We start from the raw sequence: 15,250 nt of genomic DNA on the forward strand, positions 1-15,250 counted from the left end.
GTGGGCGCCCCCTACCTGCTGGGAACCCTGCGGCGGCAATGGTTTCTGATAACACTGGCCATCCTCTTGCTGGGGGCCTTTCTTGCGCCCGCTCGGCTGGCGCCCATCACAGAGCAGACCCCGACGGGTTGGGTCGTCGCGGCGGTGATGCTGCTGACCGCGCTCGGGGTGAACCTGCGAGCCGCGGCGTCGCACCGCGGCACTTGGGTCGCGGCGCTGCTGGCCATCGCGGTGAGCACGCTGGCGGCGCCCCCGCTCGGGTGGCTCTCGGGTCGCGTGCTGCCGCGTGAGCTGGCGATCGGGATGATCGTGGCCGCCAGCGTCCCATGCACGCTCGCTTCCGCGGCGGTGTGGACGCGCCGGGGCGGGGGGAACGAGGCGGCCGCCCTGCTGGTGAGCATCGCGACCAATCTGCTCTGCTTCCTGGTGCTGCCGTTCTGGACCACGCTGCTAGCCGGCGCGGCGGCCGAGGCCAACTTCGCCGCGCTGGCTTGGAAGCTGCTCGGATGGGTTGTGGCGCCCATCGTTGTGTCCCAGGCCGCCCGCTGCGTCCCCGCCGTGTCCCGTTGGTGCGATCGCCGGCGCACGACGCTCGGCATGGCGGCCCAATGCGGCGTGCTGTTCATGGTGCTGGTGGGGGCGGTCGAGGCCTCGCTGAAGACGAGAAGCGTAGGAGGGTCCGTCAGGCCGGCCGATTGGTTGCTGATGATCCTGATGGTGGCGGCGGTTCATATCGCCCTGGCGGTTCTGGGCTGGTTTGCCGCGGGCTGGGCCGGGCTCGCCCGCGGAGACAGGCTCGCCACGGCCATTGCGGGGAGCCAGAAAACGCTGGCCGTGGGGGTGCTGGTCGCGCTCCCGTACGGGGGCCTGGCGGTGCTTCCGATGATCGCCTACCACGTTTTTCAGCTAGTGATCGACACGGTTTGGGTCGATCGAGAGCGTCGCCGGGCGTAGCGGGCCCCGCCGCCGCTCGCCGCGGGGGCGCGTCCCGGCTCGCTCGCCAGCACGGCCGGGGAGCCATCTTGCCTACGGCCGGATTCCGCCCCATAATGCTGGGCTTCCGAAAAACCATGCGACCCGGGTCCCTCGCGGGCCCGATCCCAGACCCCCCGCTACGTAAGACGGCCTGCCATGCAAGACGCCATCCACCCGAAGTACTACGACACCGACGTCCACTGCGGCTGCGGCAACCGCTTCACCGTCCGCAGCACGCGGAAAGAGCTGAAGCTCGACATCTGTAACGCCTGCCACCCGTTCTATACCGGCAAGCTGAAGTTCGTCGACACGGCCGGGCGGATCGACAAGTTCAAGAAGAAGTTTTCCGCCGCGGGCTATGCCAGCCTGGGGAAAAAGAAGTAACCCTCTCGGTTCGAAGGGTTCCAACGGATCGGGCGGCCGCGCTGCGGTCGTTCCCCGCGGGGACGCTTCGGTGTCCCCATGCGCGAACTGCTGGAATCAAAGCTCAAACGGTTCGACGAGCTCGAACGGCTGCGCGTCGACCCCGATGTGTTGAGCGACGGGGATCGCATCTCAGCGGTGGCCCGCGAGCACGGTTCGCTCTCGAAGCTCGCCGGCAAGTACCGCCGGTTCAAGGACCTGCACAAGCAGATTAAAGACGCCCGCGAGATGATCGCCGGCCGCGACGCGGACCTGCGCGAGCTGGCCGAGGCGGAGCTCCCCGAGCTGCTTGAGCAACGCGAGTCGTTGTGGGACGAGCTGCTGGGGATGACCATTGGCGGCGAAGACGCCAACCGCGACCGCTGCATCATGGAGATCCGCGCGGGCGCCGGCGGCGACGAAGCGGCGCTCTTCGCCCGCGATATCTACGAGATGTACAAGCGGCACGCGGAGCAGAAGCGCTGGAAGATCGAAGTGCTCGATCACAGCGCCACGGAGCTGGGCGGGTTCAAAGACATCTCGCTCGCCCTCACCGGCGAGGGGGTGTACCGGGAGCTCGCCTACGAATCGGGCGGGCACCGCGTGCAGCGCGTGCCAGACACCGAAACCCAAGGACGCGTCCACACCTCGGCCGCCACGGTGGCCGTGATGGCGGAGCCCGAGGACGTCGAGATCGACCTCAAACCAGAGGACTACCGGCTCGACAAGTTCTGCGCCAGCGGCCCCGGCGGTCAGCACGTCAACAAGACCGAGTCGGCGGTGCGGCTCACCCATCTCGAGACCGGCATCGTTGTGCAATGCCAGGACGAGAAGAGCCAACACAAGAACCTGGCCAAGGCGTTGCGGGTGCTCAAGAGCCGGCTCTACGATCACCTGCAGCAGCTCGAGTCAGACAAGCGCGCCAGCGAACGCAAGACGCTGATCGGATCGGGCGACCGGAGTCAGCGGATCCGCACCTATAACTTCCCGCAGAATCGGTTGACCGACCACCGTATCGGGCTCACCCTGCACAAGCTCGACCAGATCATTGCGGGCGACCTCCAGCCGGTCACGGACGCGCTGGTGGAGTACGATCGCCAACAGCTGCGCGACGCGATGGGCGGGCTAGACTGATCGCCCGGGCCCGCCCCGCTCCCGCCGCTCGGGAGGGGGTCGCTCACTATCGTTTTCACTCTCCTATCCCCTGTCGCGGCCGATCATGTCCCAAGACGAAACTTGGACGATCGGCCGGCTGCTGAACTGGACGAAGGACTTCCTTCAAGAACGGGGCGCCGAGAGCCCCCGCCTCGACGCCGAGGTGCTGCTCGCCCACGCACGCGGTTGCAAGCGGATCGAGCTCTACACGGCGTTTGAGGAAGAGGCCCCGCAGGAGCTCCGCGACGCCTTCCGCGAGCTGGTCCGCCGCCGCGCCTCGGGGACGCCGGTCGCCTACCTCGTGAAGATGCGTGAGTTCTACTCGCTGGAGTTCGAGGTCACCCCCGACGTGCTGATCCCCCGTCCCGAGACGGAGCTGATCGTGGTCGGCGTAACAGACCACGCCAAAGCGACGGGGCGTTCCGCCGAGCCGCTGACGATCGTCGACGTTGGGACGGGCAGCGGCGTCCTGGCGGTCTGTCTGACCAAGCACTTGAAGGACGCGCGGGTAACGGCGCTCGACATCAGTCCGCAGGCGCTCGCTGTAGCGAAACGCAACGCCGCGCGGCACGGCGTGGCAGACAGGATCGCGTTCGTCGAGAGCGACCTCTTCGCCGCGGCGCCGTCAGACGCCCGGTTCGACTACGTCGTTTCGAACCCCCCGTACATCACGACGGCCGAGATGGCCGGCCTGCCCAATCACGTCCTCAACCACGAGCCAAGGTTGGCGCTCGACGGCGGGGCGGACGGAACCTCGGTCATCGAGCGCTTGCTGCCCCAGGCGGCTGCGCGGCTCAAACCGGGCGGCAGGCTCTTCATGGAGATCAGCCCCATGCTGGCCGATCGAGTCGATGCACTAGTACGGCGGACCCCCGGGCTTGAGCCCGAGGCGATGATTCTGGACCTCGAGCGCCGGCCGCGGATCGCGACCGCTCGAAAAACCGTGGAGCAGGCATGAGCTCTAACGCCCCTTGGATCTCCTTGGTTGCTTTGGCGGATCAAGAGGTCCCGTCTCCCGACGACGTAGCGCAGTGCATGGCGGACGCGTTCCCCGACGCGTCGCCCCTTGCCGTGAGCGGGTCGACGCCCCGCGCCGCGACGTTCGACTGGGGCCCGGCGACCGTCAATTACACGCTCGTCGATCGGCCGATCCCTTGGTCGCAGATCGAAGGGCCGTGCGCCACGGCTTGGTACTGGCCGGAGGCCGAAGCGGTCATGCGCCGCCACGCGGCTCACCTGTTCGTCACGCTGCTCAGCGAGAAGCGGGACCCGATCGATCGCTCCATGCGGCTCACCCAGCTCGTGACCGCCGTGAGCGAAGCGGCGGGGGCGGACGGGATCGTATGGGGCCCCAGCTCGCTCGTCCACGAGCCGGCCGCGTTTCGGAAGTTGGCGACCACCATGAGCCGCGAGGACCTGCCGCTGCACCTGTGGGTGGATTTCCGCGTTAGCGAACTGGACGACGGCGCGTTCGCGCTGTTCACCACCGGGATGGAGGCGCTCGGTAGCCGTGAGTTGGAGGTCAACCGCTTCGTCGGCGAGCCGCACGTGCTCGCCGGCTACGCCTACAACATCGCGCACTACTTGCTCGAAAAGACGCCTCAGCTCAAGGAAGGAGAAGCGATCGGCCTGCCCGATGGCGCCCAGGCGTCCATCCGCTTCGAGCCTTCTCTGGTCGACGAGAGTCTAGAAGCCATTCGGCTCGACTTTGACGGTTAGGCCCCGAGACGGTCGATCTTGCTCAACCTGCAGAGCTTAGCGGACCGATACCTCGGGGGACGACGTTCGCGCCCGGGGGGGCGTGCCGCTGGCAGGCGCCAGCGGCGAAAGCGAACGCTCGCCTTACGGGGGAAGGCGTTGAAACGGCAGCACTTGATTGCAGGGATGTTGGTCGTGGCGCTCGCTGGCCCTTGGGTCACCGGGTGCCGGCGGGGTTGCTACCCGACCTGCTACCCCGCCTACCGGGGCGCCGTCCTGGGTCCGCTCGACCTCACGGGCCGGTTCCTGATCCGCCCGAAGGCGTCCGAACCGTCAACCGAGAAACAGGGAAAGGATGCAGGCGCGGAGGGCGCGTCTGGCGAGAATCAGCTCGTTAGCTACCAAGTGCCGCTCGACGCGGAGCCCATCCCGGCCCCCGCGAAGCCGCCAGCGGTTGCGCCGCTCCGGCTGCCGCCAGAACTTCCGGGCGCCGACGCCCCGCCTTTACGGCTGCCGAAGCCGGGCCCCGCAGGGGGCGACGCGTCGACACTGTACGAGCCGCTGCCGCGGGTCGACCCAACGCCGCTGCCGGTCGCTGCGGGAGACGGCCGGTCGACGCTGACAGACCTGCAAGCGTTGGCGATGGCCAACAGCCCCGTCTTGAGCGTCGCCGCTGCCCGCGTTGAGCAATCCCGCGGGGAAGCGATCCAGGCCGGCGCGCGGCCGAACCCAAGGGGGGGGTACCAGAGCGATACGGTCGGCACGGCGAGTTCCGCCGGCTATCACGGCATCTATCTGTCGAAGACCTTCGTTACTTGGGGGAAGCTCGACCTGGCGCAGTCCGCGGCGGAGGTAGAGTGGGTGAACGACCGGCTGCGGCTGGAACGCGCCCGCTTCGAGGTCGCCTCCAGCATCCGGCGCGAGTACTTCCGTACGTTGGTGGCGCGGGAGAAGGTGCGCCTCAACCGATCGCTGGCGGGGTTTATGGAGCAGATCTACCAGACCCAGATCCAGCTTGTCACGGGGGGGGAGGCGGCCGCTTACGAGCCGATGCAGCTACGTGTGCTGGTGATCCAGGCGCGGGCCGCCGTGGTGCGGGCCGAGCAAGAAGAGGTCGCCGCCTTGCGTGCGCTCTCGGCCGCGGTGGGGCTGCCGGCGACCCGGCTTCCGGCGCTCGAAGGGGGGCCCGACATGCCGGCGCCGTTTGTGGACTACGACCGGGCTCTCGCGATCCTCTTGGCGGGCCACACCGACCTGACGATCGCCCAAAACGACGTCTCGGCCGCCGGGTGGAGGTTGAACCTGGCGCGGGTCAAACCGAGGCCCGACCTCGATACGGCGGTCGTCGTGCAGTACGACGACACCACCAATCCAGGGGCCGCTACCTACAACCTGCAGGTCGGCGGCGAGATCCCGGTGCTCAACCGCAACCGTGGCGGCATTATCGCGGCTCAGGCGGAGGTCGTCCGGGCCCAGCAAGGGGTCGACCAGACTCGGAACCAGTTGATCCGCTCCCTGGCCGACGCCTACGGTCGTTACGCCGCGGCAAGGCAGCTTGCGGAGACGTTCCAACCCGAGGCCTTGCGCGATCAGGTCCGCACCTACCGCGGCATCTACGAGCGTTACCGGAATGAGACCGAGGGGATCGCCTTCAACGATGTCGTGGTGGCCCAGCAGACGCTAGCAGTGCTGCTGACGCAGTACCTCGACCTCTTGGGCGATCAGTGGCAGTCGCTTGTCGATATCGCCGAGCTTCTGCAGGTCGACGACATTTACCTGCTGGGCGAACTCTGCCCCGCGACCCCGATCCCTGACCTTGGGTTGTCGTTCGAGCGGCCAGGACGCGACTCTGAGGGGACGCCGGCGCTCGCTTTCCCGGATTCCATGCCGCGCACGCGGTTGGCGAATCCTGCGGCCGAGTAGGCGCCCGGCTGTTTACCCGCCGTCCGAGGGGTAATAATGCCGCCTCCGCCCGCGATCTGCGGGTGCAAGCAAGGCAACCCCCAAGGCCGGCTCGATGTCCGCCGATTTTTCTCCCATCCGATGGGACGCGACGCTCGAAGCCGACTGCCGCAAGCTGATCCGGCTTGCCTTGGACGAGGACCTGGCCGGGGAGCGGGATTGGACCACGTGGGCGATCGTCGGAGACGATCGCAGCGCGACTGCGGATATTGTCGCTCGCGCACCCGGCATCGTTGCGGGCCTGCAGGCGCCGCCGCTCGTGTTTGCGGAGTTCGGCGCCAAGGTTGAGTGGGACAGCACCCTGCAAGACGGGGCCGCGATCGAGCCGGGCCAGAAGGTCGCCACGATGGCCGGAAACGCCGGCGATTTGTTGACGACCGAGCGGACGGTGCTCAATTTCCTCGGGCGGCTCTGCGGGATCGCGACGCTCACCGCGCGGTTTGTCGCCGCGGCGGGCAGCGCCCGTGCCCGGGTCTACGATACCCGGAAGACGACGCCCGGCTGGCGACGGCTTGAGAAGTACGCCGCCCGCTGCGGGGGAGGCCACAACCACCGCGCCGGCCTGTACGACGCCGTGCTCATCAAAGACAACCACTTGGCGTTGTCGTCACAGCAAGGTTTGAAGCCCGCGGACGCCGTGCTGCGGGCTCGACAGCGGCTTTGCGAGCGGTCGTCGGGGGGGCAGGGCATGGTCGTCGAAGTCGAGGTCGACACGCTCGACCAGCTCCGCGAGGTCCTCCCGGCGGGCCCCGACATCGTGCTGCTCGACAACATGGGCGCCGACCAGCTCCGGCAGGCGATCGCGGTACGAGACGCCGTTGCGCCGGAGGTAGTGCTGGAAGCGTCGGGGGGGATTTCCCTGTCGAGTGTCGCCGAGATCGCTGCGACGGGGGTCGACCGATTGAGCGTCGGAGCCCTTACGCACAGCGCCGTGAGCCTCGATCTGGGCCTCGATTGGCGGTACTAGCCGGTCGTTGACCGGGGCCTAGTACGCTGCGGGAACTCGCGACCGGTGCGTTTTCGCCGGGCCCGCGGGGGCGGCGCGACGGCCCGCGCCGGCGGGCTGACGACCAGCCGCCGACGCATGAAACGCCTTGGTTTCGCCTGGTTTCTTGGGTTTTCGAGGCCTGGTACGCTGGATTGATGGGTTTTGGATGGAAACTAGTTGACAGTTGCGCATGTGGCACTTAGGCTCAGTGATGTAGCGCTTGGTGCGCCAGCAATGCGGTCAGTTGGCCGCTTTTCTACTGCGAAACTTGGAGCTGAACTCATGAGTGTCAATTCGGCTGTGGCGAAGCAATTCGTCGCGCAGCCTCGGACATTCAGGAGTTCTATCTACTGCAAGGCGTGAGCTAGCCCTTTGGCGCCTGCTCGCGAAGGGCGTGCCTGTTTAGGGGCGCCCGGTCGAGCTCCTGACTGTCGTACCGGCTCGCGTCGATCTGGCTTCGCGTCGTGAGCGCTGCGCGTCTATCGGCATTCTGCCGTACGCCCAGCCTGCTCGCCGCGCGACAGAAGAACCCTTCTGCCCAGCCGTCTTACCGCTCGCATCGACGAACGCCCCATCGTCTTGGCGTCGTCCTCTTGAGCATTCGCTGTCGGAAACAGAGTTGACGCAACTAGCCCCGCGTCCGTTGGCAGGCGGGGCGACTCCGGACTACCCATCCAAATTCTCAGGGCACTGAAGCCCTCTAGGAACTCAATCATATGATTAACCCGCGAATCACTCGACCGCTCGGCCTGCTGTTCGCAGCGGCTATGGCGGCCACTGCGGCCGCCCAAACCACGGGGTTCTCGCTCGCGATCGCCGAGAAGGAACAGGTCCTCCAGTACCCGAATAACCCGGCCGTCAAGAACCTGGCCGCCTGGGATGCCCCGTCCCACCGGGTATTCGATCGCAGCGCGCCCTTTATCGAACTCAAGAACACGTCGGACTGCGACTGTCCGATCACGCAATTTTCGATCTCGATCGGCGACACGCGGTACCACTTCGAAGACACCACGTTCGGCGCCTACGCGGTGCCGGGCATGACGATGGACAGCAGCCCGATCACGTTCGATGTCACGGCTGTCGGTTCCGAGCCCGATATGCTGACGATCCAGTTCGCCGGTGCGGGCCTAGCGCCCAACGAGCTCGTGCGGCTGCGGTTCGAGATCGCACCCGACGCGAACCAGCCCAACCTGTTCAGCAGCCCCGATTACCGCACCGTTCTGTTCGACGGGATCGTGGGCGCCCAGGACCTGATGGTGCCTCAGACGATCATCGATCTCGACAATCCGTCGGACAACTCCCAGGTGATTGTCAGCTTCAACGGCACGCCGTCGCCGCTGGCTAGTTACTTTCAGGACACCATCGTCACCGGCACGCAGGGCCAGTACTTCAATCAGTTCCTGCGGCCCTACAGCGTCATGGAAGGGATCGACATGTTCACCGTCACCGGAGAAGGTGGCGTGGTTCCCGAGCCGGCGTCCCTTCTCTTGGTGGCGGTTACGCTGCTAGGGCCGATCGGGTTGCTGCGGCGCCGCAATGGCTGAAGCGACCTGGGATGTACCGACAAGCAGAGGTTTGATTCGTTTCAAGCGGTTTAGCAACCGGCGGTGGTGGTCCCGATGAGTCGTCCGAAGCACTGCGACCAAGACCGTGAGGCGCGTCGGCGGTGTCGGCGTGAGACGGGCGTGGCTTCGGGGAATCGACCGGTTCGGCCGGGCGAGCAGCCCGAGTGTGCCCCCCTCCCCACCTGCCGAACCGTCCGGTGCCGTGGCATCCGGTCCGTTCGAGACCGACGCCACTAGGCCCGCGGTCCGAGAAGGCCTGGTTAGACCGGATTTAGTCGGAAGCACGTACAACCCCGAGCGGCGCCTTCAGGGTAGTGATGGCGCCGCTCGGGGTTTTTTCGTGCGCTGCTGGCGTCTAGCGGTCTCCGCCGCTTCTATCCGCGGTCCAGTCTGAGCGGCTGATGTGCGGGATTCCCCTTCTGGGGTTCTGTTTCCGCCGAAGATGCCGGTCGTTCGCGAGGGAGCGGTTCTGCCGGACGCACCGGTCCTGCCGGAATTGGCCAAAGTACCGGTTGCCCGGCTGCCGATCTCTTTGACTGACGCAACGATTCTATCGGCCGCGGAAGTGGCGCCGATGCGCCCGCTGCGTCTCGCCGTGTGCCCGCACGCGGCTCCGCGACGGATCGATGGCGACATGCCATCGCGGCGGGGGGGACCGTCAATTAACTTTTTTGGGGGGGAGACCGGAGATGAAGCGCAAAATATGCGCCAAGACGGCCTACGTGGCCTGTTTGGCTGTGAGCCTGTGCACCGCGGGGGTCGTGTCGGCCCAGAACGCCGGCGGAAACTCGGCTGACAACACGATCGACCTGCTGGGGATGGCCGAGGTGGGCTCCGGCGTGGAGCTGGCCAGCTACGACTCGCCCGGGATCGGCACGCTCGGGATCGGCAAGGGATGCTCGCCCAAGTTCTACGTGGGCGCCGAGTACCTTCAGGTCCGCGCCAACTTTAGTGAGAACATCACGTACGTTGAACGCGACCTCTCGAACCTCCCGAACGGCCAGTTCACGTTCAACCAGTTCGACTTCAATTACGGAAGCTCGTACCGCATGTACGGCGGCTACCGGCTTTGTGATTGCGGCTGCGACCTGCAGTTCACGTACTCGAACTTCAGCTCCGACGCCAGCTTCACCAGCCCCGCCGCCACGACGGACATCAGCTACGTGGCGCCGCTGGAAGTGGTTGCGACCCTCCCGGGTCAGACGGTCTCCGGGTCGTCCAGCATGCAGCTGCTCAGCTACGACCTAGGCGTCTCGAAGACGATCCCGCTCGGCTCGCCGCTGGGCTGCTGCGACTCGGGCTGCGGCGACGCGTGCTGTGGCGACGTCTGCTGCGGCGACGCGTGCGGCGGCTGCGGTTGCTTCTGCCCCGCCTGGGACATCGTGTGGACCGGCGCCCTACGCTGGGCCGACCTCGACGTCACCCGCAACTTCGCCTCGCAGGGTGGAACGCCGACTCCCCTCGGGCAGCGTACTGGGAACAGCCTGCTCGAGTTTGAAGGCGGCGGCTTCCGCACCGGCATGCTGGGGCGTCGCTACCTGGGCAAGAACGGCATGGCGAGCCTGTTCCTGAAGGGCGACATGTCTCTGCTGCTGGGCGATTTGACCATCACCAGCGCAAGCATCGACAGAACGACCGGCGTCAACAACGTCAGCCGGCAGTCGATTAGCTGCACCCACGTGATCCCGGTCACCGAGATCGAAGCGGGCGGCACCGTGTCGATCACCAAGTACATCAACGTCAGTGCCGGCTACTTCTTGGCCGCTTGGCACGACCTGGGGATCCGCGAAGAGTACAACTTCGGACTCCAGAACCAGTACGACGACGCCAACATCTTGGGCCTCGACGGCTGGTTCCTGCGGGCCGAGGCCTCGTTCTAACGTCCGCGGCTGGAAGCGATACCTAGAGACCCAAAAAAAGGAGCCGCGCTAAACTTGGCGCGGCTCCTTCTATTTGTGGCTTGCTCGCGGGTTGCTGAGTTGCCCGCGGTCGATCGAGGTGGCGACGGGCGGTAGAGCGTCGGCGATTGGCTGACGAGCGTATGCGCTCAGTCGGCTACGCGCCCGCGAGCTTGCGGTCGCGGTAGGCCCGGCGCTCCGCACGGAGGCGGGCGCGACGCTTGGTTTCGCTGGGCTTCTCGTAGAACTCCCGCACGCGCATCTCTTTCTTGATGCCGCTCCGCTCGACGAGCTTGCGGAACCGTCGGACGGCTTCTTGGGCCGATTCTTTATCTCGTAGCGTCAGCTTTACCACGTGTCGTCGTGTTCCGTAGCTCGGGGAATGGGTTGAACTTTGGCCCGGTAGTATAGACGCAATGGGGGGACGCCGTCTAGTTGTGATCGGCAATCCGCGGCGGATCCCGGCTCAGCAGGGCCACGCAGCGGGCCTCGATGGCCTCCTCGCGGCCCACGGGGCCCACCCCTTCGCCCGTCTTGGCCTTGAGGCCAATCTGATGGGGGTTTACCCGCAAAACGCCCGCGATCCGGTGGCGGATGGCTTCTTTAAAGTCCGCCAGCCTCGGTCGTTGGGCGGAAACAACGCAGTCTAGGTTGACCAGCGTCAGGCCGTCGTTCCGGACCCGCTCGTAGGCCAACTTTAGCATCTCGGCGGAGTCGCGGCCCCGGTTGGCGGGGTCCGAATTCGGGAAAAGCTGCCCGATATCGGCCAGTCCGGCGGCCCCCAGCAGGGCGTCGGTGACCGCGTGCAGCAGCACGTCTGCGTCGCTGTGGCCCACCGCCTGCATGTCGTGCGGCACCGCAATGCCCCCGATCCGCAGCGGTCCCCCCGGCTCAAGCCGATGCGAGTCCTCTCCCAGACCGATCCGCAGCGGTACGTCCACACTACCTCGGGAAAGCCGGAGGAACGAATCTCCACCGCGATCGGACCGGCAGCCGCGCGGCTTGATCCGCGCGGCGGACGCCCCGCTCGCAGTGGGTGGGCGCGTCCGCCACCGGCGACGCCGCGCCAATTACCCCGCCATTCCGATCCGCAATGGCGCGGCTACTAGGTCGCGGCGGCCACGCCTGCGGACTTTGCCAGCTTGGCGGCCACGTCCGTCTTCTCCCACGTGAAGCTCCCGGCGCACTCTTCACCCGGCTTACGGCCGAAGTGCCCGTGACGCGCGGTGGGCAAGAAGATGGGACGCAACAGATCGAGGTGCTTGATGATCCGCCCCGGGGTGAGCGGGAAGTGCTCGGCCACCAGCTTGCTGATCTCTGCCTCGTCGATCTGGTTGGTGCCGTTGGTGTCGATGAACACGCTCACCGGCTTGGCGATGCCGATCGCGTAGGCGAGCTGCACCTCGACCTCGTCGGCCAGACCGGCGGCGACGATGTTCTTCGCCACGTAGCGGGCCATGTAGGCGGCGGAGCGGTCGACCTTGGTGGGGTCCTTTCCGCTGAAGGCGCCGCCGCCGTGCCGGCCCCGTCCCCCGTAGGTGTCAACGATGATCTTGCGGCCGGTGAGCCCCGTGTCGCCATGGGGACCTCCGATCACGAACCGACCGGTGGGGTTCACGTGGTACTTGATCGCGCCCCGGATGTACTCTTCGGGGATGCAGGGCTTGATGACCTTGTCGATCAATTCTTGCTTGGCGTCTTCGCTCATCACCTGGGTCTTCGCGTCGATCGCCTCTTCGCCGTGCTGGGTGCTCAGCACGATGGTCTGCACGCAGACCGGCTTGTTGTCTTCGTCGTACTGAACCGTGACCTGGCTCTTCGCGTCGGGGCGGAGCCACGGGATCTCTCCCGAGGCGCGTAGTTCTGCCTGCTTCTCCATGATCCGGTGGCTCAACCAGATCGGCAGCGGCATTAGGTCTTCGGTTTCACGGCAAGCGAACCCGAACATCAGCCCCTGGTCGCCTGCGCCCTCTTCGCCGGCGTCCGCTTGGCTGCCGTCGTCGCGGGCGTGGTCAACGCCGCGGGCGATATCGGCGCTCTGCGAGTGGATGGCGTTCAGCACGCCGCAGCTGTCGTAGCTGAAGCCGATGTCGTGGTGGTGGTAGCCGATCTTGCGGATCGTGTCGCGCACAATCTCGAGCACGTCGACATAGGCGCTGGTCCGAACCTCGCCGGCCACGACGACCTGGCCCGTGGTGCACATCGTCTCGATGGCGCAGCGGACCTGAGAGACGTCTCCGCCGGACTTGAGCTCTTCGGCGTAGATGGCGTCTACGAGGGCGTCGGAGATCTGGTCGGACACTTTGTCCGGATGCCCCATGCTGACCGATTCGCTGGTGAACAAATGCTGACCGGATGCCACGGGCAGTTCTCCTGAAAGATACGAAGGGGTGCTGAATTCTGCGGTCGAATCGGGCGAGCGATCCAGCGCAGCGCACCTCGAGCAGATAACCGACAAGCCCACAGTATAGAGAGAGAGTCGCCCGGGGTGAACGGGCCGCGTGGTCTAAAACCACCCCGCCCCCCCGGCGGAGGTCACCCTAGCCCGGCATGGCGCAGGAGCCGATAATCTGGGCTGGAGTGACCCCGCAGACCGAATCCCAGCAGGCCACCGATAGCAACATGCAGATCAACCCAGCCCTGGCCGATCTCCTGCAGCGGCGCGGACAGCAGCACGTGCTGCGTTTCTGGGAGGAGCTAGACGAAGCGGGACAGAAGCGGCTTTCTGAGCAGCTCGAGGGAGCGGACCTCGACCTGATTGCTTCCCTGTTCCAGGGGAACCTAGAGCAGCCGGACTGGAGCGAGCTGGCCAGGAGCGCGGCGCCCCCCCCCGCGATGCGGCTGGTCGATCGGGCGCAAGGCAGGGGAGGGGGGCTGGGCGTCACGCCCGCGGCCGCCGTCGAACGTGGGGCAGCGGCCTTCGCGGCGGGGGAGGTAGGCGTCCTGTTGGTGGCCGGAGGGCAGGGGAGCCGGCTCGGGTTCGACCACCCCAAAGGGATGTACCCCATCGGGCCGGTCTCGAAGCACTCGCTGCTGCAAGTGCATCTGGAGAAGGTGAGGGCGCTCGCCAGCAAGTACGGGGCGAACGCGCCGGTCTACATCATGACCAGCCCGATCACCCACGACGAGCAAGCCGCGTTCATCGCCCAGCACGACCGCTTCGGCCTGGCCGAGGACGATGTGTTCTTCTTCTGCCAAGGGACCATGCCGGCGGTCGACGCCAAGACGGGCGGCTTGCTCATGGCGGACAAGGACAGCCTGTTCCTCAGCCCGGACGGGCACGGCGGCTGCGTGGCGGCGCTCGCCGGGAGCGGCGCCATCGACCACATGCGGCGCAGGGGGGTGAAGCACCTGTTCTACCTGCAGGTCGACAACCCGCTGGTCCCGATCGGCGACGCCGAGCTGGTGGGCTACCACCTACTCGCGGAGTCGGAGCTTACGTCGATGGCCATCGCCAAGCAGGACCCCCAGGACAAGCTGGGCAACTTCGGCATGATCGACGGCCGGATGAACGTGATCGAGTACAGCGACATGCCGGACGACGTGGCCGAGCTGCGAGAGCCCGACGGCGGGCTGCGGTTCTGGGCCGGCAGCATCGCGGTGCACGTCTTCGGCGTCGCGTTCCTCGAGCGGATGCTCGGCGAGCGCGACGCGTTGCCGTTTCACGTGGCCAACAAGAAGGTTCCGTACTTAGACGAAGCAGGGAGCCTGGTCACTCCGGACGAGCCCAACGCGCTGAAGTACGAACGCTTCATCTTCGACCTGCTTCCAAAAGCCAAGAACCCGATCGTGGTGGAGTACGCCGAGGAGGAGGTGTTCGCGCCGCTGAAGAACGCCCCCGGGGCCCCCAAGGACACCGAGGCGTACGTCCAACGGCTCATGCTGGCGCAGCACCGCCGCTGGCTCGAAGCAGCCGGGGTGCACGTGGCCGACGGCGTCGATGTAGAGATCAGCCCGCTGTACGGGCTCGACGCACAGGGCGTCGCGTCCCGCCTGGCGCCCAAGACCACTTTTTCCCACACGACCTTCTTGCAGCCCGATGCTTGAAGTCGAAGTCAAATACCGACTGACCGACACCGGGGCCCTGGTTGAGAGGCTGTTGACTCTCGGCGCCCAGGCCAAGAGCCCCATGGCGCAGAGCGATCTCTACTTCTCGCACCCCGCGCGAGATTTTGCCCAAACGGACGAGGCGTTGCGGGTCCGCTCCGTGGGGGGAGAGTCGGTAGCGACGTACAAGGGCGCCAAGATCGACACGCACACGAAGACGCGCCGCGAGATCGAGACGCACCTGACCGACGCCCCGGCGTTCGTCCAGATGCTCGAGGCGCTCGGGTTCGCACGCGTCGCCACCGTCACCAAGTGCCGCCAGCCCTTCCTGCTCGCCCGCGAGGGGCGGACGCTCGAAGTGTCCATCGACGACGTCGAAGGCCTCGGCCACTTTGTCGAGATCGAGGCGATGGCCCAGCCGGCCGACTTGCAGGAGGCCCGCCGTTGCGTGACCGCCGCCGCGGAGAGCCTCGGCCTCGAGCATGGGGAGCGTCGCGGCTATTTGGAGATGTTGCTTCAAGCCCAGCAGCCGCCTACCGTGGGGTAACGCCCCGCCTCAC

General features: G+C 66.6%; 14 protein-coding genes. 11 read left to right on the forward strand and 3 right to left on the reverse strand.

What is annotated here, in order from left to right; translation table 11 throughout:
- From Pla175_RS06040 to Pla175_RS06080, 9 genes are all read left to right on the forward strand, one after another.
- Positions 1-954, forward strand: a complete 954-nt coding sequence (locus Pla175_RS06040; RefSeq protein ID WP_197527298.1) for a bile acid:sodium symporter — start codon at positions 1-3, stop codon at positions 952-954.
- Positions 955-1,131: 177 nt separating this feature from the next.
- The gene (gene rpmE, locus Pla175_RS06045) at positions 1,132-1,359 is read left to right on the forward strand and encodes a 50S ribosomal protein L31 (RefSeq protein ID WP_145282124.1); all 228 of its coding nucleotides are present in this window, start codon (positions 1,132-1,134) and stop codon (positions 1,357-1,359) included.
- Positions 1,360-1,437: 78 nt separating this feature from the next.
- Positions 1,438-2,511: a peptide chain release factor 1 gene (prfA, locus tag Pla175_RS06050; protein WP_145282126.1), complete on the forward strand. Its 1,074-nt coding sequence runs from the start codon at positions 1,438-1,440 to the stop codon at positions 2,509-2,511.
- Between the two features lie 85 nt (positions 2,512-2,596).
- The gene (prmC, locus tag Pla175_RS06055) at positions 2,597-3,490 is read left to right on the forward strand and encodes a peptide chain release factor N(5)-glutamine methyltransferase (RefSeq protein ID WP_145282128.1); all 894 of its coding nucleotides are present in this window, start codon (positions 2,597-2,599) and stop codon (positions 3,488-3,490) included.
- The gene (locus Pla175_RS06060) at positions 3,487-4,251 is read left to right on the forward strand and encodes a DUF4261 domain-containing protein (RefSeq protein WP_145282130.1); all 765 of its coding nucleotides are present in this window, start codon (positions 3,487-3,489) and stop codon (positions 4,249-4,251) included. The genes prmC and Pla175_RS06060 overlap by 4 nt, the downstream gene beginning before the upstream one ends.
- 174 nt (positions 4,252-4,425) lie before the next feature.
- Positions 4,426-6,153 carry a TolC family protein gene (locus tag Pla175_RS06065; RefSeq protein ID WP_197527299.1) on the forward strand — a complete coding sequence of 576 codons (1,728 nt, stop codon included), beginning with the start codon at positions 4,426-4,428 and terminating at the stop codon, positions 6,151-6,153.
- A gap of 94 nt (positions 6,154-6,247) precedes the next feature.
- On the forward strand, positions 6,248-7,159 hold the full coding sequence (gene nadC / locus Pla175_RS06070; protein ID WP_145282134.1) for a carboxylating nicotinate-nucleotide diphosphorylase: 912 nt from the start codon (positions 6,248-6,250) through the stop codon (positions 7,157-7,159).
- A 737-nt stretch (positions 7,160-7,896) separates the two neighbouring features.
- On the forward strand, positions 7,897-8,724 hold the full coding sequence (locus tag Pla175_RS06075; RefSeq protein ID WP_145282136.1) for a hypothetical protein: 828 nt from the start codon (positions 7,897-7,899) through the stop codon (positions 8,722-8,724).
- 710 nt (positions 8,725-9,434) lie between these two features.
- Complete coding sequence (locus Pla175_RS06080) at positions 9,435-10,625, forward strand: Lpg1974 family pore-forming outer membrane protein (protein ID WP_145282138.1); 1,191 nt, start codon at positions 9,435-9,437, stop codon at positions 10,623-10,625.
- 175 nt (positions 10,626-10,800) lie between these two features.
- Here the strand turns inward: Pla175_RS06080 and rpsU are convergent, their stop codons facing one another.
- The 3 genes from rpsU to metK form a co-directional block, all read right to left on the reverse strand.
- Entirely contained in the window at positions 10,801-10,998 is a 198-nt protein-coding gene (gene rpsU / locus Pla175_RS06085) for a 30S ribosomal protein S21 (protein ID WP_145282140.1), read from the reverse strand.
- Between the two features lie 76 nt (positions 10,999-11,074).
- On the reverse strand, positions 11,075-11,584 hold the full coding sequence (gene ispF / locus Pla175_RS06090) for a 2-C-methyl-D-erythritol 2,4-cyclodiphosphate synthase (protein ID WP_197527300.1): 510 nt from the start codon (positions 11,582-11,584) through the stop codon (positions 11,075-11,077).
- Between the two features lie 164 nt (positions 11,585-11,748).
- The gene (gene metK, locus Pla175_RS06095) at positions 11,749-13,005 is read right to left on the reverse strand and encodes a methionine adenosyltransferase (protein WP_145282142.1); all 1,257 of its coding nucleotides are present in this window, start codon (positions 13,003-13,005) and stop codon (positions 11,749-11,751) included.
- Positions 13,006-13,265: 260 nt separating this feature from the next.
- On the opposite strand from metK, the gene Pla175_RS06100 reads away from it, so the two are divergent.
- Together Pla175_RS06100 and cyaB are read left to right on the forward strand one after the other, a co-directional pair.
- Positions 13,266-14,690 carry a UTP--glucose-1-phosphate uridylyltransferase gene (locus Pla175_RS06100; RefSeq protein ID WP_145282144.1) on the forward strand — a complete coding sequence of 475 codons (1,425 nt, stop codon included), beginning with the start codon at positions 13,266-13,268 and terminating at the stop codon, positions 14,688-14,690.
- Entirely contained in the window at positions 14,683-15,237 is a 555-nt protein-coding gene (cyaB, locus tag Pla175_RS06105; RefSeq protein ID WP_145282146.1) for a class IV adenylate cyclase, read from the forward strand. The genes Pla175_RS06100 and cyaB overlap by 8 nt, the downstream gene beginning before the upstream one ends.
- Positions 15,238-15,250: the final 13 nt, after the last annotated feature.

The sequence above is a fragment of the Pirellulimonas nuda genome, from assembly GCF_007750855.1.
Classification (GTDB): domain Bacteria; phylum Planctomycetota; class Planctomycetia; order Pirellulales; family Lacipirellulaceae; genus Pirellulimonas; species Pirellulimonas nuda.